The organism is Streptomyces sp. 4N509B, from assembly GCF_052245655.1.
Taxonomy (GTDB): Bacteria; Actinomycetota; Actinomycetes; order Streptomycetales; family Streptomycetaceae; genus Streptomyces.
In genome coordinates this window covers 22,396-44,023 of the sequence record NZ_JBQQBZ010000016.1, presented here as the reverse complement: position 1 = coordinate 44,023, position 21,628 = coordinate 22,396, and the positions used below count along the sequence as shown (strand labels likewise).

Annotated in this window: 21 protein-coding genes and 1 pseudogene; 14 read left to right on the top strand and 8 right to left on the bottom strand. The window is 71.6% G+C overall.

Features of this window, described 5'->3' with window-relative positions; all coding sequences use genetic code 11:
- Positions 1 to 311: 311 nt before the first annotated feature.
- From ACTWP5_RS16635 to ACTWP5_RS16615, 5 genes are all read left to right on the top strand, one after another.
- Entirely contained in the window at positions 312 to 488 is a 177-nt protein-coding gene (locus ACTWP5_RS16635; RefSeq protein ID WP_443221743.1) for a hypothetical protein, read from the top strand.
- Positions 485 to 907 (top strand): hypothetical protein, encoded by a 423-nt coding sequence (locus tag ACTWP5_RS16630; protein WP_443221742.1) that lies wholly within the window; start codon positions 485 to 487, stop codon positions 905 to 907. The genes ACTWP5_RS16635 and ACTWP5_RS16630 overlap by 4 nt, the downstream gene beginning before the upstream one ends.
- Entirely contained in the window at positions 904 to 1,119 is a 216-nt protein-coding gene (locus tag ACTWP5_RS16625) for a hypothetical protein (RefSeq protein WP_443221741.1), read from the top strand. Before ACTWP5_RS16630 ends, ACTWP5_RS16625 begins: the two co-directional genes overlap by 4 nt.
- A 205-nt stretch (positions 1,120 to 1,324) precedes the next feature.
- Positions 1,325 to 1,618 (top strand): hypothetical protein, encoded by a 294-nt coding sequence (locus ACTWP5_RS16620; protein WP_443221740.1) that lies wholly within the window; start codon positions 1,325 to 1,327, stop codon positions 1,616 to 1,618.
- 478 nt (positions 1,619 to 2,096) lie between these two features.
- The gene (locus ACTWP5_RS16615; protein WP_443221739.1) at positions 2,097 to 2,564 is read left to right on the top strand and encodes a hypothetical protein; all 468 of its coding nucleotides are present in this window, start codon (positions 2,097 to 2,099) and stop codon (positions 2,562 to 2,564) included.
- 31 nt (positions 2,565 to 2,595) lie between these two features.
- Here ACTWP5_RS16615 and ACTWP5_RS16610 read toward each other — a convergent pair whose 3' ends face one another.
- A complete protein-coding gene (locus ACTWP5_RS16610; RefSeq protein ID WP_443221738.1) occupies positions 2,596 to 3,372 on the bottom strand; it encodes a GntR family transcriptional regulator in 777 nt (258 codons plus the stop codon).
- 182 nt (positions 3,373 to 3,554) lie between these two features.
- Here ACTWP5_RS16610 and ACTWP5_RS16605 point away from each other — a divergent pair, with 182 nt between their 5' ends.
- The 4 genes from ACTWP5_RS16605 to ACTWP5_RS16590 all read left to right on the top strand — a co-directional run bounded on the left by ACTWP5_RS16605 (position 3,555) and on the right by ACTWP5_RS16590 (position 7,084).
- A complete protein-coding gene (locus ACTWP5_RS16605; RefSeq protein ID WP_443221737.1) occupies positions 3,555 to 3,893 on the top strand; it encodes an SCO3933 family regulatory protein in 339 nt (112 codons plus the stop codon).
- Positions 3,893 to 5,191, top strand: coding sequence for an FtsK/SpoIIIE domain-containing protein (locus tag ACTWP5_RS16600; RefSeq protein ID WP_443221736.1), 1,299 nt, complete (start codon positions 3,893 to 3,895; stop codon positions 5,189 to 5,191). The genes ACTWP5_RS16605 and ACTWP5_RS16600 overlap by 1 nt, the downstream gene beginning before the upstream one ends.
- Complete coding sequence (locus ACTWP5_RS16595) at positions 5,188 to 5,367, top strand: hypothetical protein (protein ID WP_443221735.1); 180 nt, start codon at positions 5,188 to 5,190, stop codon at positions 5,365 to 5,367. The genes ACTWP5_RS16600 and ACTWP5_RS16595 overlap by 4 nt, the downstream gene beginning before the upstream one ends.
- 334 nt (positions 5,368 to 5,701) lie before the next feature.
- Positions 5,702 to 7,084: a replication initiator gene (locus ACTWP5_RS16590; protein ID WP_443221818.1), complete on the top strand. Its 1,383-nt coding sequence runs from the start codon at positions 5,702 to 5,704 to the stop codon at positions 7,082 to 7,084.
- A 155-nt stretch (positions 7,085 to 7,239) separates the two neighbouring features.
- Here the strand turns inward: ACTWP5_RS16590 and ACTWP5_RS16585 are convergent, their stop codons facing one another.
- The gene (locus tag ACTWP5_RS16585) at positions 7,240 to 8,724 is read right to left on the bottom strand and encodes a recombinase family protein (protein ID WP_443221734.1); all 1,485 of its coding nucleotides are present in this window, start codon (positions 8,722 to 8,724) and stop codon (positions 7,240 to 7,242) included.
- A gap of 36 nt (positions 8,725 to 8,760) precedes the next feature.
- Between ACTWP5_RS16585 and ACTWP5_RS16580 the strand changes: the two are divergent.
- A pseudogene (locus tag ACTWP5_RS16580) lies at positions 8,761 to 8,862 on the top strand (peptide-methionine (S)-S-oxide reductase MsrA); the annotation flags it as partial.
- A 238-nt stretch (positions 8,863 to 9,100) separates the two neighbouring features.
- Here ACTWP5_RS16580 and ACTWP5_RS16575 read toward each other — a convergent pair.
- On the bottom strand, positions 9,101 to 10,369 hold the full coding sequence (locus ACTWP5_RS16575; RefSeq protein ID WP_443221733.1) for a hypothetical protein: 1,269 nt from the start codon (positions 10,367 to 10,369) through the stop codon (positions 9,101 to 9,103).
- Between the two features lie 390 nt (positions 10,370 to 10,759).
- On the opposite strand from ACTWP5_RS16575, the gene ACTWP5_RS16570 reads away from it, so the two are divergent.
- Both ACTWP5_RS16570 and ACTWP5_RS16565 read left to right on the top strand, forming a co-directional pair.
- A complete protein-coding gene (locus ACTWP5_RS16570; RefSeq protein WP_443221732.1) occupies positions 10,760 to 11,443 on the top strand; it encodes a ClpP family protease in 684 nt (227 codons plus the stop codon).
- 5 nt (positions 11,444 to 11,448) lie between these two features.
- On the top strand, positions 11,449 to 12,060 hold the full coding sequence (locus tag ACTWP5_RS16565) for a ClpP family protease (RefSeq protein ID WP_443221731.1): 612 nt from the start codon (positions 11,449 to 11,451) through the stop codon (positions 12,058 to 12,060).
- Positions 12,061 to 12,099: 39 nt separating this feature from the next.
- On the opposite strand, the gene ACTWP5_RS16560 is transcribed toward ACTWP5_RS16565, so the two are convergent.
- The 3 genes from ACTWP5_RS16560 to ACTWP5_RS16550 form a co-directional block, all read right to left on the bottom strand.
- Entirely contained in the window at positions 12,100 to 12,516 is a 417-nt protein-coding gene (locus tag ACTWP5_RS16560) for a helix-turn-helix domain-containing protein (protein ID WP_443221730.1), read from the bottom strand.
- 82 nt (positions 12,517 to 12,598) lie between these two features.
- Positions 12,599 to 13,786: a trans-sulfuration enzyme family protein gene (locus tag ACTWP5_RS16555; protein ID WP_443221729.1), complete on the bottom strand. Its 1,188-nt coding sequence runs from the start codon at positions 13,784 to 13,786 to the stop codon at positions 12,599 to 12,601.
- A 240-nt stretch (positions 13,787 to 14,026) separates the two neighbouring features.
- The gene (locus ACTWP5_RS16550) at positions 14,027 to 14,932 is read right to left on the bottom strand and encodes an LLM class flavin-dependent oxidoreductase (RefSeq protein ID WP_443221728.1); all 906 of its coding nucleotides are present in this window, start codon (positions 14,930 to 14,932) and stop codon (positions 14,027 to 14,029) included.
- A gap of 118 nt (positions 14,933 to 15,050) precedes the next feature.
- Between ACTWP5_RS16550 and ACTWP5_RS16545 the strand changes: the two genes are divergently transcribed.
- Positions 15,051 to 15,350, top strand: a complete 300-nt coding sequence (locus ACTWP5_RS16545; protein WP_443221727.1) for an MTH1187 family thiamine-binding protein — start codon at positions 15,051 to 15,053, stop codon at positions 15,348 to 15,350.
- Between the two features lie 244 nt (positions 15,351 to 15,594).
- Complete coding sequence (locus tag ACTWP5_RS16540) at positions 15,595 to 16,284, top strand: SanA/YdcF family protein (RefSeq protein ID WP_443221726.1); 690 nt, start codon at positions 15,595 to 15,597, stop codon at positions 16,282 to 16,284.
- Positions 16,285 to 16,401: 117 nt separating this feature from the next.
- On the opposite strand, the gene ACTWP5_RS16535 is transcribed toward ACTWP5_RS16540, so the two are convergent.
- Together ACTWP5_RS16535 and ACTWP5_RS16530 are read right to left on the bottom strand one after the other, a co-directional pair.
- Entirely contained in the window at positions 16,402 to 19,866 is a 3,465-nt protein-coding gene (locus ACTWP5_RS16535) for a S8 family serine peptidase (protein ID WP_443221725.1), read from the bottom strand.
- Positions 19,867 to 20,101: 235 nt separating this feature from the next.
- On the bottom strand, positions 20,102 to 21,364 hold the full coding sequence (locus ACTWP5_RS16530; protein WP_443221817.1) for a L,D-transpeptidase: 1,263 nt from the start codon (positions 21,362 to 21,364) through the stop codon (positions 20,102 to 20,104).
- Between the last annotated feature and the right edge of the window lie 264 nt (positions 21,365 to 21,628).

The window sequence follows — 21,628 nt, the reverse complement described above, 5'->3', positions numbered from 1 at the left end:
GACGCTCCGGGGCCGTCGTCGGGCTGGCCACTGAGGCTGTGCTGCCAGCGATCTTACCCATGGTGGGTAATCACCGTGCTCTACGTGACAGGCGGAAACGCCACGACGCTGGATGGCCCACGAGGAAACCTCGCGACCGCTGGGGGGCGGTCCGGGGGTCGGCCAACCCTGGAAGGGGCGTTGACATGCTGCACGCTGTCATCTGGCGTTGTCTTGAGCCGTTACTGCGGCTGCTTCTCCCCGCCCCCAGCGGGCGCCATCGGGCCGGTCGCGCGCCCGGGTCCGTCGAGCCAACGGACCCACCGACGCTGGTGCTGCCGCGTGGCGGTGACGAGCTCGTCCGGCCCTACATGCTGACCGCCGAGGAGCGGCAGCAACGACGCGCACGGACGACGGTGCAGCGGGGGCGTCGGCGGGCGCTGTGGCTGGCCTCCCACGGGGTCGACGTGGGCCCCAGGAAGATCCACGGCGTGGAGGTGGCCCGGTGAACGACTTCGACCCTCCGTCGGTCGGCTCGTTGATGAGGGACCAGGCCACCGACCGCCTGGGCGTCTACCAGAGCGGCGGCGGGTCGTTCGCCGTGCTCCGCCCCGTCGGCGGGGGCAAGGCGTGGGCAGCGCATCCCGCAGACCTGCGGCAGGAGATCTCTCAGCACCCCCGCCCGGCCGACGTCGAGCAACTGCGTAGCGCATACCGGCTCCACCTGGACGAGTGCGAGACCTGCGCACTCGACGAGGCGGTGTGTGACCTGGGGCGAACACTGGGCCTGACCTGTCAGGAGGCCGCTCGCGCGGTCGAGTCCACGTCCGGGCGCCTCACGGCGGGCGTGCTCGTCGCTCGCCCCGGGGAACCCGTGCCGCCGTGCCCGTTCCCCTGCTCCGTCTGCCAGGCGAAGGGACGTCAGTGAACCAGGACGAGACCTACGAACTACTCGGCTGGCAGGTGGTGACCGCTGCCACCGTCAGAGTCGGCGACCGGCTGAACATAGACGGCCAGCACTACACGGTGGCGAACATGATCGCGCTCCACGGCAAGCACAAGCGGCTGATCTTCAAGGAAGGCGGGACGTACTGCCTCCGGATCGACGAACGGCGCTACGCGTACCGCGCTCCCCCGTAGCCGCCGCGCGGGCCCACGCCGGGCCTCGCGTTGATCGACAACCGCATACGAAACCGGACCACCCTCCGCCTCGCAAGCTGTCAGGTGGTCCGGCAGGGATTCCGCAGAACCCCGGTGCCGATGGTATCGGGGCTGCGGTCGTTGTGATCAAGACGCCTCACACCAGGCACCGTCCAAGACACTGCGTGAGAAGGGTTCTTGAGCGATGAACGGGCCTGACGGAGCCGTCGGACCGCTGAACGAGGAGTTCGACCCCGACGCCGTGCTGTGGGTGCGTGGGGTGGATTACGTGTCGGGCTGGCGCGACGCGCAGGCCGCTGTAGGGGAGCTGGCGGAGGCGCTTGCGGGTGCCGGGGTGGACCTGGGCGGCGTCCGTCTGCGGGCCGACGCCGCGCCGGACGGTTCGGGGGTGGTCCACCTGACGTGTTCGTCGTCGACCGCGCGAGACCTCGCCCTGCTGGCGAGGGTGACGGCGGCGCGTCTTCGGCGGGCGAGCTGATGTGCCAGGGCGCCGCGCTGACGATCGCGGGCGGCCGGAGAGTGTTGGGCCGGTGTCCTGCCCGGGTTGGGGTCGAGCATGGTCAGGGGGCCATACGCTGGCCGGCGACTCGGGCAGGCTGGTCCTGCCCGCGTTTATGCCCGAGTGGCCCCCTGTCCTTGCTCGACGCGGGCCCCGACCCGGGGAGGTGGCTCAAGACTCGGAGGCCGTCCGCCCCGGCCACCCGGTCGTGCGGCAGGCACCGGGCCGGACATCGTCTCGCTCGTCGCCCTGCTTTGGCGTGCGGGGCGGCGGCGCCGGCCGGGACCGGCCCTCAGGCCGCACGCCCGGCCGTGGCGCTACGTCCGCCCGGCGCGCCGGATGGCGCGCCCTTGAGGAAGCGAAGAAGAGTTTCGACGGAGATCGGCCTGCCTCGTGGAGGGTCGTGATGGGGGCCGCCCGGCCTGAGGGCAGTCCATAGCACAGCTAACATCCCGACATGAGTCTGATGGACTGGATGCCCATGTTCGTAGCGCTGGTCGCACTTACGGGGGCGATATGGCAGGGGCGTCGCATACGCCGCGACCGACATGATCAATTGAAGCACAGCGTAGAGCTGTTCTCAGCAATGCCTGACGACCTTCAGAACAGGGAGGCCTTTGGGAAGTATGTCGACGACGAGATATCCCACTTCTTGGACAAAGAGCGCACAAAACTCAACCGCACACTTGTTGTAGCGGCTTACATTTTCGGAGCAGCCCTTACAGGAATTGGCATTGCAGTCTATCAGTATTTCTTGACGCTCCCCGAAAGGGAAAGTGATTCATTACTGGAGTCTTTCTCAGAAGAGGTCTACAGAGGAGCACTTCGGGGAATAGGTATTGGATTCAGCATAGGCGGATTCCTCTTCATAGCCGGTTTGACGGCCGGGATTATAAGAATCAAGAGCCGACGAATCACTAGCTGAAAGATAGATCCAGATTCGATGGACGTCAGCGTCAGGGACCAGCAATACGGAGACCGTTGGAAACCTGAACGGCGATGCGGTAAGCAGCTTGGGCACGGTCGCCGCTGGTGCGTAGCTCTTCGAGGATGAGCGGGCGGTCGTCGGTGCCGTGGGTGATACGGGTCGCGTGGAGGACCGGGGTGGCGTCGGGGAGTTGGAGGCTTTCGCGCTCGTCCGGGAGGGGCATGCGGGCGCGGGCGGTCTCGTGCCATGACAGGGTGTGCCCGGCCTTGGCGAGGATGGCGTAGATCGCTTCGGGGGAGGCGTCGGGGTGGTCGGCGAGGTCGGTGCCTTCGGCAGTGGCGAACGGGATCAGGGTGCGGTGGGCCATGCGTGCGCCCGTTTCGGGGTGGACGTAGAGGCGGTCGACACCGAAGAGGGGTTCGCCGTCGGGGAGGTCCAGCAGCGTGCCGGTCTCGGTGGTGGTGTGGGTGCGGTGAACGGTGGGGAGTTCGCGAAGTTGCCAGGCGTCGTAGCCGGCGTGGAACGTGCCGTCCTTGTCCTGGGTCACGGTGCGATTGACGGTGGCCAGGGCGGTGGGGGCGGCGCGGACGAAGCTGCCCTTGCCGTGGATGACCTCGATGAGCCCTTCCGCGCGGAGAGCGGAGATCGCGTTGCGGACGGTGGGGCGGGAGACCTCGTAGCGCTCGATGAGCTGGGCTTCTGAGGGGAGCGGGCTGCCCGGCGGGTATTCGCCTGCGGCGATGGCGTCACGGATGGCGGCGGCGACCTGGCGGTAGAGCGCTCCGGGGCGCTGGATCTCGGCCATGGCGGGCGGTCTCCCTTTCTCCCCGTGCACGGTCGGGGTCATGTGTCGTGCGTCTCTCTTACGTCACTCGTCAGCATAAGTGGTTGCCCACGCGCGTCAAGCCCTGGCATAGTCGTAACTCGTAAGCACGAGTGACGTCAGGTGACCTCCTGGCGTCCCGACGGCCAGGGAGGCCAATCGACATGCAGTCCATTCCGGTGGACACCTCACGCCTGGGCGTACTGCGGTGCGCCGTGGCACCGGAGGCGAAGATCAGCAACTACGAGACACAGGAGGTGAAGAAGGACCGGGACGGCACGACGATCTACACCGTGGCGGTGATGGTCCGCCAGGACGGACGCCGCGTCTCTGTCATCGAGATCGCCGTTCCCGGTGAGCCCAAGGGCGTCGTCGAGGGCGCCGAGGTGAGGGTGACCGGCCTGGAAGCCTTCGCCTGGAACATGGGCGACCGGCACGGGATCAGCTTCCGCGCCTCCGCCATCACGCCCGTCCTCCCGGCGGGTAAGGGCGGGGGTGGCTGATGGGTGAGCTGTTGTGGGCCGTCGCCTTGGCCCTGGTGGCGTGGGTCCTCATCGTCGGGAAGCTGGTCGGGCGGCGGTGGCCCGCGTGGCACTGGTACCTGTCCGGTTATCCCGTGATGGCGGTGCGGGTGCTGGTGACCTGGCGGAAGGTCTGTCACGTCAACGACCTGACCGTGTCCTACCAGCCTTCCCGCCGGCTGCTGGGTGACCTCGTCGTACGGGGTGAGGCGTTGCGGGGCATCACGCCGCGCGCTCGGATTCCCCTGCCGGTGCCTGGTGGGTTACGCCTGCGGGTTCGTCTGCTGCCGGGGCAGACTCCGGCCCGGTTCCTGGAGGCTGCTGAGGCCATGGCCCACGCCTGGCGGGCGCACAGTGTGCGGGTTACCTCGCCTGAGCGGGGTGTGGTGGTCATCGTTGTCTCGGCGCGTGACCCGCTCGCGGAACCGCACGATGACGGCAAGGGCCGCACCGGGCTGCTCGCGGCCGTACTCGGGCGGTTGGAGACGGGCGCGGTCTGGACGCTGGACTTCCGGCGGGTGCCGCACTGGCTGGTGGTCGGCGCGACCCGGTCAGGAAAATCCACGCTCCTGGCGCGGCTGGTGTCCCAACTCGCTCCGCAACCCGTCGCGCTCGTCGGCATCGACTGCAAGGGCGGCATGGAGCTGGGGCTGTTCGCCGAACGGCTCTCCGTGCTGGCCACCACGCGCCGCCAGGCCCTGGCGGTCCTAGGCGAGCTGGTCAACGAGATGCAGCGACGGATGATCACCTGCCGCTTTGCCGGTGTCCGCTCCATCTGGGACCTGGAGGAGGAGACGCGCCCGGTGCCGGTCGTAGTCCTCGTGGACGAGCTGGCGGAGCTGTACCTCACCAACGGATCGCGGGAGGACCGTGCTGAGGCGGAACGCTGCTCGACGCATCTGTTGCGCCTGGCGCAGCTCGGCGCGGCACTCGGCGTCCACCTCGTCATCGCCGGGCAACGCGTCGGCTCCGACCTGGGTCCTGGCGTGACCGCGCTCCGTGCGCAGCTCGGCGGCCGAATCTGCCACCGCGTCAACGACCCCGGAACGGCTGAAATGGCGCTCGGTGACCTGCACAAGGACGCCGTCGCCGTGGCCCAGTCGATACGGCCGGACGAGGAAGGCGTGGCCGTGACCGGCGCCGACTCCGGCGGCTGGGTACGCGGGCGCTCCTACCTCACCACCCCCGACCAAGCCAGGGAAGCGGCGCTGACCCACGCCGACCACACCCCCCGTCTGCCGATGCTCACCATCGCCGTCGAGCTGAGCGAGGAGTCATGAACCACCACACCGGAACCGCCCTCGACACCGCGATACCCCTGGTGATCGTCCTCGGCATCGTCACGTGGCTGCTGGTCCGCTCCCGGTCGGTGAAGGTCTGGGAAGCCGTCGCGATCGCTGCGTTCGGCTTCTGCCTGGCCCTGACCCCGGTCGGCGCCGGAATCGCCAACGGCTGACTGCGTAAAGGGAGGACGACCCGTGCCCATGCGCCTCGTGCGCTGCCCCACCTGCAAGGGCGAAGGCTCCCGGCAGACCTGGACCGGACGACGGCGCCGGTGCCGCATCTGCCGGGGCACCGGAAACATCCGCTGACCCCAAACGACCAGCAGACCCCCGAAACGACACGACCAGCACACCCACGCTCCGAGGAGTGACCGCCATGGACCACCCCGCCCCAACCGCACCCATCCGCGCCGCCGTCACGGCGGCCCACCCCGGGAGGTCCCCACCATCCACCCCGAGCACACCAACCCGGCCGACAGGCGCGCCGTACTCCAGCGGGCGGCGCGCCTGCGTCGCCTCCCTGAGACAGACCGGGACGTCATCAGACTCGCCGACGACCCGCTCTACCGCCGCTGGCTCGACCAGGTCACCGCGACCGGCGGCTGTGCCCACCCCGTCCACCTCGCCGGCTCGACCACCACCTACGACCACGCCACCGGGGAGGTGCTGAGCCACTACGCCACACGCGACGAACCCGGCGAACGCCTGCTGGTCCGCTGCCGCAACCGCCGCGCGAGCGTCTGCGCCCCGTGCTCCCGACTGCACGCCGGAGACACCTTCCACCTCGTACGCGCCGGACTCGTCGGCGGGAAAGGACTCCCGTCGGAGGTGCGCGGGCACCCGCGCCTGTTCGTCACCCTCACCGCACCGAGCTTCGGCCCGGTCCACCGACCCACCACCGACGGCGCGCGCTGCCGCCCCCGCCGCTCCGGGCGCCTCTGTGAACATGACCGGCCTGAGGGCTGCGGCGCCGTCCACTCCGGTGATGACGCCCTCGTCGGGCAACCTCTCTGCGCCGGCTGCTACGACTACCCCGCCCACGTGCTGTGGCACGCGAACGCCGGACGGCTGTGGAAGGCGTTCACCGACAACCTCTACCACCACCTCGCGGCCCACACCGGACAGACCCGGACCGGCCTGCGGCGTGCCGTCCGCGTCTCCTACGCCAAGGTCGCCGAATACCAGAAGCGTTCGGCCGTCCACGTCCACGCCGTCGTCCGCCTCGACGGCGCGAACGGCCCCGGCGACGCTCCCGCTGACTGGGCCACCGCCGAAACCCTCGCCGCTTGCGTGCGCAGCGCTGCGGCGGCCGTCCGCCTCCGCACGCCTGACGAGAGGGCCTTGGGCGAGTACGAGCTGCGCTGGGGTGACCAGCTCGACGTCAGGCAGCTACACGGCTTCTCCGACCCCGACGCACTCAGAGACGACGCGGTGGCCGCATACGTGGCGAAGTACATCACCAAGGGCGCCGCCGAGACCGGCGCCGGTCTGGACCACCGCGTCAGCTCCCGCCAGGAGATCGCCCTTGCCCCCGTCACTCCGCACGTCCGCACGCTCATGGCCACATGCTGGCGCCTGGGCGGCCTGCCCCACCTCGGCACGCTCAGACTGCGGGCCTGGGCCCACACCCTCGGCTATCGCGGCCACATCCTCACCAAGTCCCGCGCGTACTCCACCACCTACGCCGCGCTACGCGAGGAACGCGCCCAACACCGCCAGTCAGACGACACGACCAACCAACCCGGCACCATCACCGAATCGACTTGGCGCTATGTCGGCTCTGGCCACTCCCCCGGCGCCGCACTGATCGCCGCCGGCATCGCGGAGGACCTCGCGCGCAACCGTGAGATAGCACGCGCTACCAGCGCTTCCGGGCGGCTGGATGAGTAGCCCGAGCCCTCGTGAGTGGGGACGTCAACAGGCCCGGTGTGCCCCGGAGTGGAGTGAGGAGCGGTGGCGGCGCATCTCAGGAATCCTCGGCCTGGAGTTGGAACGACGTGACGGACGCGGGCAGCGCTCCGCAGGGCGGCGCCCACGGTCCGGGATCAGTCTTCCTTCCACACCGGCTTCAACAGGTCGGGGTTGAAGGGCTTCCGGCCCTTGCCCGACGGCGACACGATGACGGCGTGCAGCGCTTCGAAGAGAAGCGCGCGCTTCTGCGACAGGTGCATCGTGCTCCACCTCTCCCGAACGTCGCCCCCCGTCGCCTCGGCTCGCGCGGCCCGTGCCTCCCAGCGGGCCTTCTCGGCTCGCAACTCCTTCAGCTGGGTCTCGATCTTCTTGACACGCGGGAAGTAGACGTCGTCGCTGATCTCGTCTTCCTCCCACCTGTCCGTCAACGTGCTCCGCTTCCCGATGAGCCGCTTGATCCGGTCCTCCCCGTCCCACGGCTCCACGCTGGCGGCGCGGGCCTGGCGCTCCTCCAGCTTCGCCAGCACCGCCTCGGTGACGTACTCGTCGACCAGGTCACCCCGGCGCCCGAGTCCACCACAGCCGCCGGCCGCCTTGGACGGGCAGACGTACAGGTGGGACTTGACGTCCTTGTGGCGGGACACGCGGAGCGCGGTGCCGCACAGCTCGCCGTCATGGGAGCGCCCGCAGCGCAGAAGGCCCGTGAGCAGGTGACGGGCCTGGCTGAAGTTCTCCGGAAGGACCTCGCCGATCTCCTGGCCCGTGCCGACGGCGCGCCCCTGCCTGGCCCGGAAGAGCGCGTCAACGGCTTCCCACTCCCCCGGGCTCACGACGGTTTCCCACTGGCCGACGATCGGGTTCCCCTCCTCGTCCCGCAGGATCTCGCCCCGGTACCTACGCCAGCCGCACGACCTCGGGTTCCAGAGAGTGAGCTTGAGGGAACGAAGGGTCCAGTCGTTGCCCAGGGTCGTCTTGACTCCCGCGTCCCGCCACTCCGCGCAGATGGCCGTGAGCGACTTGCCCCGAGCGAAGTCCCTGATGGCCTGGCGGAGGTACGGCGCTTCCGCCTCGTTCAGGGTCTTCTTGTCCGCGTTCCATCCGAACGGACGGGTCCCACCGACGGGAACACCGCGTTCCGCGCGCGACCGGTGGTTGTCTCGTAGCCTTCGCTGAATCTTGCGTACCTCGATCTTGGAGATGACGACGCCGAACAGTCCCATGGCCTCGACGTCCTCGCTGTACAGGTTCTTCGGGCCCTTGGCGTCGGCGTAGACGCGGCCGTCGTCGTAGGTGAGGGCGTCGACGAACCGTTCGTAGTCTCCGGCACGACGGACCAGGCGGTCGTCCGCGACGACCACGACGCCGCGCACCACCTGGCCGTCAGGCAACCGGCCCGCCCTGAGCGCGCGCAGCATGGTCTCGAAACCGTCGCGCGTCACGTCGGCCTTGGCCGCCGAGACGTCGTTGTCGGTGATCTCGGCCACGACCTTGCAACCGTGGCGCTGGGCGGTGCTCCTGTTGAGTTTGTGCTGGTCTTCCACGCCGTGCTCGTCCTTCTCGGTGTCCGAGGAGATGCGGGCGTAGGAGAGCACGGGTATCAGTTCGTCGTCGCTGGCCATGGCTACCCCCTGCATAAATTAATGCCTGAGAAGTAGTCATACCACCAGCAGTACCTCGACAAGAACCCGGCCGGCTACTGCGGCCTGGGCGGCACGGGCATCTCCTGCCCGGTGGGCGTGGCCCCCGCGGACGGCTGATCACGACCGCGACAGGGAGGTGCGAGTGGGCTGGAGAACCTGCCTCCTGCTCATACCTCCCTTCGGGTGCCCGGCTCCGGTCAGCCTTCCGAGGCGGTCCGGCCGGGACTGATCAGCGCCAGGTGGGCGCGCGCGGAGTCGGCCAGGCTGGCCGGGCGATGGGTGTGGGCCAGACGATGCTGGAGGCGCGCTGTCGGTCAGGGGACGCCGGGCCGGGCGGTCCCTGGCGAGGTGAGGGCTAGCGTTCCGTCGTCGGGGTTCGTTCGGGGGGGCCGGGTGGTTTGCGGACTCCGGAGAGGGTCGTCTGGGCCTTCTGGTCGATGAGGTGGGTCACGAGCTGCTGGGCCGCGCCGAAGATGACGGCCCAGGCGATGATCTGGGTCGGGGTGTCGAGCGCGCTGAGCCCCGGGAGGAAGGCGCCCCGGATGAAGAGGACGCCGATGAAGGCCGCGATCGCCCCGAGCGGGAACTTGAGCATGGCCACGGCCAGGGGCAGCGCGTGGGGGGAGGTGTAGTCGCCGCTGGTCCTCCGCAGGGCCGCGATGGTCGTCAGGGTGGCGCCCACGAGTCCGGCGAGTTCCACGGAGAGGACGTCCATGCGATCGGCGTACTCGCCGGCGAAGCGCCCGTCGCCGATGACGTGCTCCCCCGTGGGACAGACGACCACGCCCTCCCGGGCGCCGTCCGAGATGAGGTCCGTCTTCTCGGGGTGGGGGAAGCAGAGGTTCAGGGTCTGGGGGTCGAGCGCGCCCCACAGCGCGATGCCCGCGGCGCCCACCAGCGTCAGCGCGGTGGCGAGCCACAGGATGTTCGCGAAGAGTCGGACGCGCCGTGACCGGGTGTCGAGGATCGCGTAGGCGACGCGGAGTGCCTGCACCATGGTCGCTCGGTCCTGGGGCGATATCGCCGCCTCCTCGTTCTCGCGACGGCCCCCTTCCGCCATCTTCCGGTAGACGCGCTCGGCCCTGACGCGCTGCGGACTTCCCTCGTGGAGGTAGGTCTGCACCATCTCCATGACCTGGCCGCACCGGGCGCGCAGCTCGTCGTCCGAGCTGAGGGCCAGAACGTTCACGTCGGCGGCTCTCACGTTGGCCCAGATGCGTTCCCGACGGTTGTCCGTGGTGAAGAGGCGTTTCTCCTCGCGGTACGCCGCCTCCGCGAGCGCCAGGTGGCGGTCGGCCCCGGCGACGAGCTCTGCCCGGTCGCAGGAGTCCGGTCCCTCCTGCCGGCACCTCTGCCGGTTGAGTTCCGTGCGCAGGTAGGAGATCCAGGCGTAGGGGAGTTCGAGCCAGGGTGCCTTGGACCTGCCCACCTCGGTGACGCGGTCGGCGCCGCTTGTTCCGGCCGGTGTCGGCCGTTCCGTCGGCGGTTCGGTCGGTTCCGTCGGCGGTTCGGTCGCGCGCCGCGCCTCGGGGCCGACGGGTGGCTTTCGTCTGGCCAGCACGGTGCGCAACGGCCGTTTCTGCTTCGGTCCGCTCCTGGATGCGGGGTCTTCGCTCTCGGGCATCAGGGCTCCTCGTCCGGCTGAGGCGGATCGCCGGCAGGCGGAGTGGCGTGGTCGGGGCGGGCCCGGTCGGGCCGGTCGTGGCGGATCGGGTGGACCGGGCCAGCCGGGGGCGGTCGCCACCTTCCAGTACGACACGGTCGGGTGTCGTCAGCGCGATGATTGCTCCGGTCGGGTGACGGCGGGCCCGGCTCCGGAGCGGGGACGGGCGCGTCGCGGCGAGGCGAGGGAAGCGCGGGAGGCTCCTGCTCCTGCTCCCGCTGCCGTTCCCGCGGCCCCTCTGCCCAGGGCGAATCTGCCGCGGGCCAAGAAGTCCCACGTGGGGGCGGGTTCGGGTCGACAGTGGAGGTGATCGCCGCGGTGGACGGCACCGCGGGTGCGGGAGGAGGAGCGATGGGACCGCTGGGAAGGTATCCGGGGACGGCGCCCGCGGCGGCGTCGCCGCGGGCGTCGCTGGCGCCGCGCGCGGCAGAGGGTGAGTCGAGGCCGACGCCGTTCGACGACCACCTGGCCGCGCAGCTGCTGGGACAGCGGATCGTGGTGCTCGGCAGCGAGGTCGACGCCGTGTCGGCGAACCGGGTCTGCGCGCAGCTGCTGCTGCTGTCGGCCGAGGACCCCAGGACCGACATCAGCCTGTACATCAACAGCCCCGGCGGCTCGGTCCACGACGGGCTCGCGATCTACGACACGATGCGTCTGATCCCGAACGACGTGGCGACGCTCGCCGTCGGGTTCGCGGCCAGCATGGGGCAGTTCCTGCTGACCGTCGGCGCGAAGGGGAAGCGGTTCGCGCTGCCGAACGCGCGGATCATGATGCACCAGCCGTCGGCCGGCATCGGCGGCACGGTGGCGGACATCGCGATCCAGGCCCAGAACCACGAGTTCATGAAGGCGGTCGTGGAGCGGATCCTCTCGGAGCACACCGGCCAGTCGCAGGAGACGCTCTCGCGGGACGCCGACCGGGACCGGTGGTTCACGGCCGAGGAGGCGAAGGAGTACGGCATGGTCGACCAGGTCGTCGTCTCCCTCGACGACGTCCGCCCTCGCGGCGCGCGGCGCGTGGGACTGGGGGTGTGAGGGGCATGGGCCAGTACACGATCCCGAACGTCGTCGAGCGCACGCCGCAGGGCGAGCGGGCCTACGACATCTACAGCAAGTTGCTCGCCGAGCGGGTCATCTTCCTCGGCACGGAGATCGACGACGGCGTCGCGAACGTCGTCATCGCCCAGCTCCTGCACCTGGAGTCCGCGAGCCCCGACACGGAGATCTCGATCTACATCAACTCCCCCGGCGGCTCGTACACCTCGCTGATGGCGATCTACGACACGATGAGCTTCGTCAACGCGCCGATCTCGACGTTCTGCGTCGGCCAGGCCGCCTCGACGGCCGCGGTGCTGCTGGCCGGCGGCGACCCGGGGCGGCGGGCCGTCCTGGAGCACGCGCGGGTGCTGCTGGGGCAGCCGGCGACCGGGGGGCAGCGGGGGATGATCTCGGACCTCAGCGTGCACGCCAAGGAGATGCTGCGGATCCGCTCGCAGGTGGAGGAGGTCCTCGCCCGGCACACCGGGCACGACGTGGCCGCCCTCCGCGCCGACATGGACCGGGACAAGATCTTCTCGGCGCAGGAGGCCGTCGCCTACGGGCTCGCCGACCACGTGCTCACGCGGCGCGGCGCGGCCCTGGCCGTCGCCTGAGGTGCCTGACGCGCTGAGGCGCCCCTCGTGGGGGTGGCGTCAGGCGGCGACCGCGAGGAGCTCGGTCCGGTGCGTCGTGGTGGGGCGGCTCGCCCCCACCGCGGCGCGCCGGGCGCGGAGCTGCGTGAGCGAGGTGACCGTGCCGTCCGTCGGGACCGGCACGACCGCGGGCGCGGGGGCCGCGGGCTCCGGGGCCAGCCGGGCGAGCTCGTCCTGGGCGCGGGCGAGGAGGTCGGCCAGGCTGAGCCCGAGGGCGTGCGCGGCGGCGGCGAGAACCTCGGAGGACGCCTCCTTCCGGCCGCGTTCCACCTCGGAGAGGTACGGCATCGAGATGCGGGCGGCGTCGGCGACGTCCTTGAGCGTGCGCCGCTGCGTGCGGCGCTCGTGGCGAAGGACGTCACCGACGACGTGCCGCCACAGCGGCTCCCGTCGGGGGTCCGGGGCGTGGCTGCTCATCTCTTCAGGGTAGGCGCGGTGAAGTCGGCGGCGGGGTCGTGGCGTTCTGCCAGCCGCGAAACAGCCCGCCGCCGTGTCGTGGTCACGCCGCCTTGGACAGGGCCTGGTCCAGGTCGTTCCAGAGGTCGTCGGGGTGTTCGACGCCGACGGAGAGGCGGACCGTGCCCTCGCCGATGCCCGCCGCCGCGAGGGCGTCGGCGTCCAACTGCCGGTGTGAGGTGCTGGCAGGGTGCATCACGAGGGTGGTGACGTCGCCGAGCGAGACGCTGAGCGAGGCCAGTCGCACGGACTCGATGAACGCGCGGCCCGCGGGCCTGCCGCCGACGAGGTCGAAGGCCAGGACGCCACCGCCGCGGCCGTTCAACAGGCGTCGCGCGACGGCGTGGTCGGGGTGGCTGGGCAGTCCCGGGTAGTGGACGGTGGCCACGGCGGGGTGGTCGGCCAGGCGGCGGGCGAGGGTGAGCGCGGTGGCGCACTGGCGCTCCACGCGCAGCGCGAGCGTCTGCATGCCGCGGAGGGTCAGCCAGGCGGCGAACGGGTCGGCGGTGGCGCCCAGTTCGGTCGCGTGGTGCCAGACCCGGTCGTGCGGCTCGTCCGAGCCGAAGACGGCGATCCCGCCGAGGACGTCGGAGTGGCCGCCGAGGTACTTGGTGGCGGAGTGGAGGACGACGTCGGCGCCGTGGTCGAGGGGGCGGCACAGCAGGGGCGTCGCGAAGGTGTTGTCCACGACGGTGGTGATGTCGCGGCCGGCGACCTCGCCGATGAGGGTGGGGAGGTCGCTCACGCGGGTCGTGGGGTTGGCGATGGTTTCCAGCAGGAGCACGCGGGTGGTGGGGCGCAGGGCGGCCCGCAGCTCCTCGGGGTCGTCGCCGGAGACGAGGGTGAGCTCCACGCCCCAGCGGCTGGAGAGGTCGCCGAGCGTGGCGTACGTGCCCCCGTAGAGGCGGCGCTGCGCGACGACGTGGTCGCCGGGGCTGAGCAGGGCGAAGAGCACGGCGTTGACCGCCGCCATGCCGGAGGAGAACGCGATGGCCGCGTGGCCGCCCTCCAGCCCGGTGACGGCGTCCTGGAGGGTGCGGACGGTGGGGTTGCCGAAGCGGCCGTAGAAGAACGCGCCGCGGGGGTCGTGGAAGGCGGCGGACAGCTCCTCGGCGTCGGCGAAGGAGAAGAGGTGTCCCTGGTGGATCGGGACTCCGTGGGGCGTGCTGCCGGTGGGCTCGGCGACGGGGTGGTGGACGGTGCGGGTCTCCGGGTGCAGCTCCTGGCTCATGGTGGCGAGTCTGGCCCGGGGGATGGCGCGACCGACAGGGCCAATCGTAGCCAGGTGGCCTCTTGCGTGCACGTCTTTGGACCCTGACGGGGTGCGCGTGGCGAGCCGGGGGCCCGGAGTGGCACCCCGTTGGCGGCCATTGGGGCACGGGCGGGCGCCGACGGCGGGGGCGCCAGCGGCGGGGTGGACACCGGCGGGGGACGGCGTACGAGGAGAGCGGGTGGGAGGGCGGGGTGGTGGTCAGGGGGTGAGGCTGGGCAGGACGTCGCGGACCTGGGCGAGGGGGTCGTCGCCGACGGGACGGAGCACGACGGTGGCGGCGCCCGCACCCCACAGGCCGTGGACGCGGCCGGCCGCGGTGGAGACGTTCCCGGCCGCGAGGAAGACGTCCTCCGGTGGGATGCCGAGCCACTCGGAGTACTCGGCGACGATCGGGGCCGTGGCCGCCGCCAGCCGTTCCGCGTCCTCGCTGACGCAGAGGTGGGTGAAGACGATGAGCTCGTGGCCGTCCGGCGCGGAGTCCGCCGGGGCCGCGGCGCGGCCGGTGGCGATGTGGTCGAGGGCGGCGAGGACGCGGGCGGGCCCCTGCCCCTCGGCGAGGATCGTGCCGTCGGCGACGCGGCCGGACAGCTGGAGGGAACGCGGCTGCACGACGCCGGTGACCAGCGGGGGAACGGCGTCGGCGGCCGGAGGGTGGACCAGCTTCACGCCGTCGACGCGCACGGCGCGGCCGTCGACGGTGGCGGTCTCGCCGCGCAGCAGGGTGCGGACGGTGGTGAGGGTCTCCTCCAGTAGGGCGAGCTTGGTGGGGGTGTCCGCGCCGACCTGCGCCATCCACGCGGGCACCCCGTGACCGAGGCCGACGACGAGGCGGCCGGGGTGGACGCGGGCGAGGGTGGCGAGCTCCATGGCGAGGAGCGCGGGGTTGCGCAGCGGCACGGGCATGATGCCGATGCCGACGCGCAGCCGCCGGGTCGCGGCGAGCGCGAGGGCGGCGGAGGCCACGGAGCCGGCCCAGCCGAGGTCCTCGACGAGCCACAGGTCGTCGACGCCCGCCTCCTCGGCCTCCCGGGCGAAGCCCTGGAGGTCCTCTGGGCGTTGGGACCGGTCGAACATGACGCCGATGCGGCGGGAAGGATTCGTCACCGGCTCACTGTAGGTCGTCGACCGCGGATCCGTGGAGGGAGCGGCGGGGGAACTACGATGCGCCGTGGACGGAGCGCCTCACGTGGCGTTCCCGGACTGGTGGACGAGGTGGAGCACCGTGATCGTCGCGTTCTCCGTGACGCCGATCGGCGTCGGACAGCATGTGGGCAGCGCCGTGGCCGACGCCGTGCGCGTGGTGCGGGACAGTGGGCTGCCGTACCGGACCGATGCCATGTTCACCTCGGTGGAGGGGGACTGGGACGAGGTCATGGACGTGGTGAAGCGGGCCGTCGAGGCGGTGCAGGCGCACGCGGCGCGGGTGAGCGTCGTGATGAAGGCCGACCTCAACGAGGGCGTCACCGACGGCCTGAGCTCGAAGGTGGCGACCGTGGAACGGCTGCTCGCCGAGGGCGACTGACGGGCCCCGGCGCGGTACGGACGGGCTCCCGGCCGGACACTGGCGGGGGGCTGACGGGATGCTGACGGCGTGCTGACGGGGTGAGGGGCGCCGGTCGGAACTCCGGGGTCGAGCCGATCGTGTACAGGGTGTGACGGAGAACGCGAAGCGGACGGCTCGGCCTCACGCGCCGCGAGGGGTGCGGCCGCCGTGGCTCCGGCTGCCGCGGACCCTGCGGGGCAGGCGGCGGCTGCTGTGGGCCGCGATGCTGACGAGTGTGCTGGCGCTGCTGCCGTACACCTGGGTGTACGTCACGAGCAGTGATCGGATCAGGAGCGTCGAGGACGCGCCGTCGGCGCCGGTGGCGATCGTGTTCGGTGCGGGGGTGCGGCCCGACGGGCAGCCGACGCGGTGGCTGGAGCACCGGCTGGACGCCGCCGCCGAGCTGTACCACGCGGGGCGCGTCCGCGCCCTGCTCGTCACGGGCGACAACAGCACCCGCGAGTACAACGAGCCGGACGCCATGCGGCGTCACCTGCTCGCCGCGGGGGTGCCCTCCCGCCACATCGTGGCGGACTACGCGGGCTTCAGCACGTGGGACTCCTGCGCGCGGGCGCACCAGGTCTTCGGTGTGCGCCAGGCGCTGCTGGTGTCGCAGGACTTCCACATACCGAGGGCCCTCGCGCTGTGCGAGGCCGCAGGCATCGACGCCTGGGGCGTGGGGGTGCCGGAGTGGACCAGCGGGATCTACGTGTACAGCGTGGTGCGGGAGATGGCCGCGGCGACGACGGCGGTGTGGGACGTGTTCACGACGCCCGCGCCGCGCTTCGCGGGGCCGCCGGAGACGAGCCTGGAGCGGGCGCTGGAGGCCGAGGAGGGGACGGACACCGTGCCGGACGGCGAGACGGACAGGGAAACGGGCAGGGGCGCGGACCGGGAAACGGACAGGAACTGAGCCCCGGCACGGGGCGGGGGACGAGCCCCGGGCGCCACCGGCCCGGGAGCGGCCGGGGCGCCGGGTCTCGTCCCCCGTCGCGTCACCACGCCGGGCGCTCACCCGGCCGTGGCGGCGTCAGGACGTGCGGTAGGCGTCGATGATGGTCTGCGTGGTGGTGTTGCCGTCCCGGTCGGTCACCTCCGCCTGGAGGGAGACCGAGCCGCCCGCGGGCGGGTTGACCACGGTGACGGCCCCGCGCCGGACGAGCGCCCTGCGCCAGGTCTCGCCGCCGTCGACCGAGACCCTGAGGGTGAGGGAGGCGAGGTTCTCCCCCGCCGCCGCGCCCTCGACCGTGACGGGGATCCTGGTGCGCTGGCCCGCCGGAGCCGTGGAGTCCTCGGCGAGCTCGGGCGTGAAGCGGACCACCGAGGCGGGCAGCGCCGCCTCCTCCCCGTCGGGCACGTGACCCGAGGTGAAGCTGAGCGCGGTGGTGACCTCGGTGCTCACCTCGCTGATGCCGGCGCGGCTGATCGTGGAGACGAGCTCGTAGCGCGCTTCCTCGGGCGGCAGCTGGAAACGGAAGCAGTTCGGCAGGTTGATGTCCGGGGGCGACAGCTGGAACCCGGCGCAGTGCCGCGCGTCGGCCTCCGTCAGGAACGGCTCGCCGTCCCGAAGAAGGCTGATCGAGAAGCTGGCGGCGGGTCCGTTGATCAGCGCGTTGCCCTGGCCGTCGGTGAAGGGGGCGAGGTCGCTGAAGAGGAGGTCGCCCGTGCGGTGGAGGCCGCGGCCGGCGTTCTCGCCGAGGTCGGGGCCGAAAACGCCCACGTTCATGGTGAGCTCGTACCGCTGACCGGCCTCGTAGGTCCGTGCCGGGCTCTGGTAGTCCGACTCCCAGACGGAGAGGTCCGCGCTGAACTGGGAGGCGCCGATCACCCACTCGCCGGCGCCGGCTCTCACGTACTCCGTGGTGGCCTGGGGCAGGGGCTCGTCGTACGACAGGAAGTCACGCATCCCGGTGGCCGGGGAGTTCTCCGGGAAGACCACGACCGTGCCGAGGCGGTCGGCGCCCGAGGTGCCCTGCACGACGGCGAGTTCGGCGAACTCGTCCTCGGCGAGCCGCTCGGTCAGCCCCGTGAAGTACCGTCCCTCGCTGGTGTGCGAGGTGTGGTACCTGGCGCCCTCGGCCTGCCAGCCGGTGGCGACGAGGGCCGAGAACTCCTCGCCGGACATCTCGGGCCCCAGGTGGTGGGTGCGGAAGCCGTCCGGCAGGCCGGGCGGGACGATCAGGAACTCGTTCATCGCGCCGCGACGGTCGTGACCGAGGATGACGTCGGTCTGCGCGGCCGACTCCTCGAACAGGCCGAGGTCGATCTCCTCGCCCTGCCGGGTGTCGAAGGGGACCACGGTGTCGCCGCTCACCTGAAGCAGCGGCTGCACGAAACGCTCTCCGCCCGTGACCATCCCGTCGGCGTCGAGCCGCACGCCGTCCATGACCGCGAAGTACTCGCCGGGCGGCACGCGGAACGTGACGCTTCCCTCCTCCTGGGAGACCGGGACGCTGCCCAGCGGTCCGTCCATGCGCTCGATCGAGACGCCCCAGTCGGCGTACGGGCTGCCGTCCAGGTCCGTGGCCTCGATGGTGAGGTCGTACCGCTCGGACTCCCGGTCGACCACGCCCGCCGTCCGGACCGTCTGGGCACCGGCGTCGCCCTCCCCGCCCGCGGTGGCGGTGACGAAGACGCTGTACGCGCCGGTGACGTCGCCGCCGAGCCGGGGGTCGGCCGTGACGGTGACGGCGGCCGTGCCGCCGGCGGGGACGGCGACCTGGTGCGCGCTGGGCGTGAACATGCCCTCGGGGGCGGGGGCGCCGTCCGGGCCCTGGGCCCGCAGGGAGAGGTCGAGGGTGACGTCGGAGGAGCCGAGGTTGCGGTACGTCAGCTCCCGAGCCACCGGCTCGTCGTCGCCGTGCGGATACGCGGCGGTGCCGAAGCTCAGCGAGGAGGGCTCGGCGACGACCGTCTGCTCGACGGCTCGGGCCACGTCGACCAGCCCGGCCCCCTGCGTCAGAGCGGGATGCTGGACGCCCTCGCTCCCGGCGGCGGCGCCGACCGTCAGCCCGGAGGCCGAGGCCATCAGCGCGGCCTTGATCCGCTCCCCCGTCCAGTCGGGATGCTGCTGCGCCAGCAGGGCGGCGGCGCCCGCCACGTGCGGGGAGGCCATGGAGGTGCCGGATATCGCCGCGTACCCCTCGGCCACGGGCTCGCCCTCCCGCTCCACCTCGCTGCCGGGGACGACCGCGGCGCCGATGTCGACACCCGGCGCCACGAGGTCGGGCTTGAGGGCCCCGTCCCCGACGCGGGGGCCGCGCGCCGAGAAGTCGGCGGGCTGGTCCGCGTCGTCCACCGCGCCCACCGTCAGCGCGGCGTCGGCGCTGGCGGGCGACCCCACCGTGCCACCCGTGGGACCGTCGTTCCCCGCCGCGATGACGAAGAGGGCGCCGGACTCGGCCGACAGGACGTTGACCGCCTCCTCCAGCGGGTCGAGCTCCGGACGGTCCGGGCCGCCGAGGCTCATGTTGACGACGTCGGCCCCCTGCTCGACGGCCCACTCCATGCCCAGGATGATGTCGGAGTCCAGACCCCATCCGTAGTCGTCGAGGACCTTCGCGTTGATCAGGTCGGCGCCGGGGGCCACCCCGCTGTAGAGGCCGTCGGACATGGCGCCGCTGCCCGCCGCCGTCGAGGCGACGTGCGTGCCGTGGCCGTTGACGTCCCCGGTGTGGCCGGTCCAGGTGAAGTCGCGCTCGGCGACGACCTGCCCGCCCGCCAGGTCGGCGTGGGTGGTGTCGATGCCGGTGTCGAGGACGGCGATGGTGGCGCCCGTGCCGTCGAAGCCGGCCTCCCAGGCCGTGGGCGCGCCGATCCGCGGCACGCTCACGTCGAGACTGGCCTCGCGGAGGCCGTCCAGCGCGACCGCGGCGACGCCCCGCTCCAGGGCCAGCGTCGCGGCGCCCACGCCCTCGCCCCCGCCGGACGCCGAGGCGTCCACGGGACGGGTGAGCGCCTGCCAGGTGTCGGCCGCCTGGGCCGGCCGGAGCGTCACGGCCTCGCCGTTGACACTCTCCAGCCAGGACCGCTCCCCGGCCGGGGCCGCCTCGCGCACCTCGGCCCGCGCCGTGGCCTCGGCGGCGGGGCGGTCGCCCCGGTACTGGACGATGACCGGCAGCCCTCCGTCGGCGAGGCGCCGGTACGGCGCGCCGCTCAGCGTCGTGACGTCGAAGAGCCGCTCGTCGAGGAGGCCCTGACGGATCAACGGGGCGGCGTCCTGCGGAACGACGAGCCTGCCGCCGTCCTCGCTCTCGCGCACCGCGACCGGGACCCGCTCCCGGCCCTCGGCCCGCCGCAGCCCGACGACCTCGCCGCTCGCGTCGAGCAGGACCCGGTCGCCGGTGATGAGCGTGACCTCCCGGTCCACGGGCCCGGCACCGAACGCGCCACCGCCGCCGTCCGCGCCGTCCGCGGCGCCCGCGGCGGGCAGGAACGTCATGCCCCCGGCCGCCACCGTGAGCGCCGCGGCGGCGGCGACCACCGCCCGTCTCACCCGTTTCTGCCGCCTCTTCCTGCTGTGCACTCGCACGGAGCCTCCCTCGGTCACGGGCCTGCTGGCCCTGCACTCGGAGAACCACAGGAATCGGCCGTCACGTTGGCCACTTTTCAGCCAGATGGCTCAGAAGGCACCGCGGGCGCGTCGGGCGCCGAGGGTGGCCGCGATGGACGCGACCAAGCCCCGGGCAGGTCCGCCTGCCCGGGGCTTGGTCGAGGGAAGGAAGGGAGCGTCAGCTCAGCGCGCTGCCGGCGACCCACTCCGTCCAGTCCATGTTCCAGCCGTTGAGGCCGTTGTCCGGGGCGATCGTGTCGTCCTGGGAGTTGATCACGATGACCACGTCGCCGAGCAGCGAGTTCTCGTAGAACCAGGAGCCGTCGGTCGAGGAGTCGTCCGCGCCCTGCACGTCGGCGAGGCCGATGCAGCCGTGGCTGGTGTTGGTGTTGCCGAAGACGCCGCCACCCCAGTAGTTGCCGTGGATGAAGGTGCCGGAGGTGGAGAGCCGCATCGCGTGCGGCACGTCCGGTATGTCGTACTCGCCCTCACCGTCGTCGTCCGTGAAGCCGACGGTGGCGCCGTTCATCCGGGTCTCCTTCTCCTTGTCGGAGATCACCATCTGCCCGTTCCACGTCGGAGTTTCGTCGGCGCCGGTGGTGACGGGGATGGTCCTGACGGTCTCCCCGTCCCGGACCACCGTCATCTCCTGCGTCGCGGCGTTCACCGTCGACACCTGGGAGCGGCCCACCTCGAAGCTGAAGGTGCGGTCCTGCACGCCCTCCACGCCGGACGCGCCCTCGACGCCGTCCCAGTCCAGGTGGACGGTGATGTCGGTGTTCGCCTCCCAGTACGTCTCGGGGCGGCAGTCCAGGCGGGTGTCACCGAACCAGTGGCAGACGACCTCCTGGCCGCTGCTGGTGGTGATCTCCACGCCCTCCTCGACCTCGGCCTTGTTCGTGATCGCCGTGTCGAAGTTCAGCGAGACGGGCATGCCCACGCCGACCGTGGTGCCCTCCTCGGGGGTGAAGTACCCGATGAAGCTGTTCTCCGGGGAGATCGTGGTGAAGGTCCGCGTCTCGTGCGCCCTTCGGCCCTCGGAGTCGACGGCCCGCACCGACAGCTCGTACCGCCTGGCTCGTTCCAACTGGACGTTCGGGGCCCAACTGGTGTCGTTCTCCGCGAGGGTGCCCTCGACCTCCACGCCGGCCTCGACGTCGAGCAGCGACACCTCGTCCAGCGTGCCCTTGTCCACCGAGACCTGGACGTCGCTGTTGATCCCGACACGCTCCGCGCCGTCGTCGGGCGTGATGGATATCACTGCCTCCGAGACGTTGGCGTCCTCCGCGGCCTCGTCCGCGTCGGACTGGCTCGTCCCGCCGCCCTGGCCGGACCCGCCGTCGTCCTCGGCGTCGTCACCGCCGCCGCTGCACGCCGACAGCGCCAGAACCCCACTCAGCAGAGCCGCCACCGCGGTCAGGCGACGGCGTCCGCTCCGCATTGCCCTCATGTGCTCTCCAACTCCATCCCAACCCTGTCTTCCTGAAGAAGACATAAGGAGAGAACGCGATACGGCCACAACCGGTTCCACCCTAGGTGAATCCCTGCGGTGGACCGGAGGGATGGTCGTGTCTGCTGGCTCACACGGACGCCCCGGGCACCCCCGGCGGGGAGGCCCGGCTACGGGAAACCAGGGGCTGGGCACTGAGGGCTGAGCGCTGAGGGCTGAGCGCTGAGGGCTCACGAACCCGTGGGCTCACGGACG

Coding starts and splice junctions, on each gene's coding strand:
- ACTWP5_RS16565 (WP_443221731.1), top strand. CDS start 11,449: ATGGGCCAGTACACGATCCCGAACGTCGTCGAGCGCACGCCGCAGGGC.
- ACTWP5_RS16570 (WP_443221732.1), top strand. CDS start 10,760: ATGGGACCGCTGGGAAGGTATCCGGGGACGGCGCCCGCGGCGGCGTCG.
- ACTWP5_RS16600 (WP_443221736.1), top strand. CDS start 3,893: ATGGGTGAGCTGTTGTGGGCCGTCGCCTTGGCCCTGGTGGCGTGGGTC.
- ACTWP5_RS16530 (WP_443221817.1), bottom strand. CDS start 21,364: ATGCGGAGCGGACGCCGTCGCCTGACCGCGGTGGCGGCTCTGCTGAGT.
- ACTWP5_RS16620 (WP_443221740.1), top strand. CDS start 1,325: ATGAACGGGCCTGACGGAGCCGTCGGACCGCTGAACGAGGAGTTCGAC.
- ACTWP5_RS16615 (WP_443221739.1), top strand. CDS start 2,097: ATGAGTCTGATGGACTGGATGCCCATGTTCGTAGCGCTGGTCGCACTT.
- ACTWP5_RS16595 (WP_443221735.1), top strand. CDS start 5,188: ATGAACCACCACACCGGAACCGCCCTCGACACCGCGATACCCCTGGTG.
- ACTWP5_RS16555 (WP_443221729.1), bottom strand. CDS start 13,786: ATGAGCCAGGAGCTGCACCCGGAGACCCGCACCGTCCACCACCCCGTC.
- ACTWP5_RS16585 (WP_443221734.1), bottom strand. CDS start 8,724: ATGGCCAGCGACGACGAACTGATACCCGTGCTCTCCTACGCCCGCATC.
- ACTWP5_RS16575 (WP_443221733.1), bottom strand. CDS start 10,369: ATGCCCGAGAGCGAAGACCCCGCATCCAGGAGCGGACCGAAGCAGAAA.
- ACTWP5_RS16540 (WP_443221726.1), top strand. CDS start 15,595: ATGCTGACGAGTGTGCTGGCGCTGCTGCCGTACACCTGGGTGTACGTC.
- ACTWP5_RS16560 (WP_443221730.1), bottom strand. CDS start 12,516: ATGAGCAGCCACGCCCCGGACCCCCGACGGGAGCCGCTGTGGCGGCAC.
- ACTWP5_RS16610 (WP_443221738.1), bottom strand. CDS start 3,372: ATGGCCGAGATCCAGCGCCCCGGAGCGCTCTACCGCCAGGTCGCCGCC.
- ACTWP5_RS16605 (WP_443221737.1), top strand. CDS start 3,555: ATGCAGTCCATTCCGGTGGACACCTCACGCCTGGGCGTACTGCGGTGC.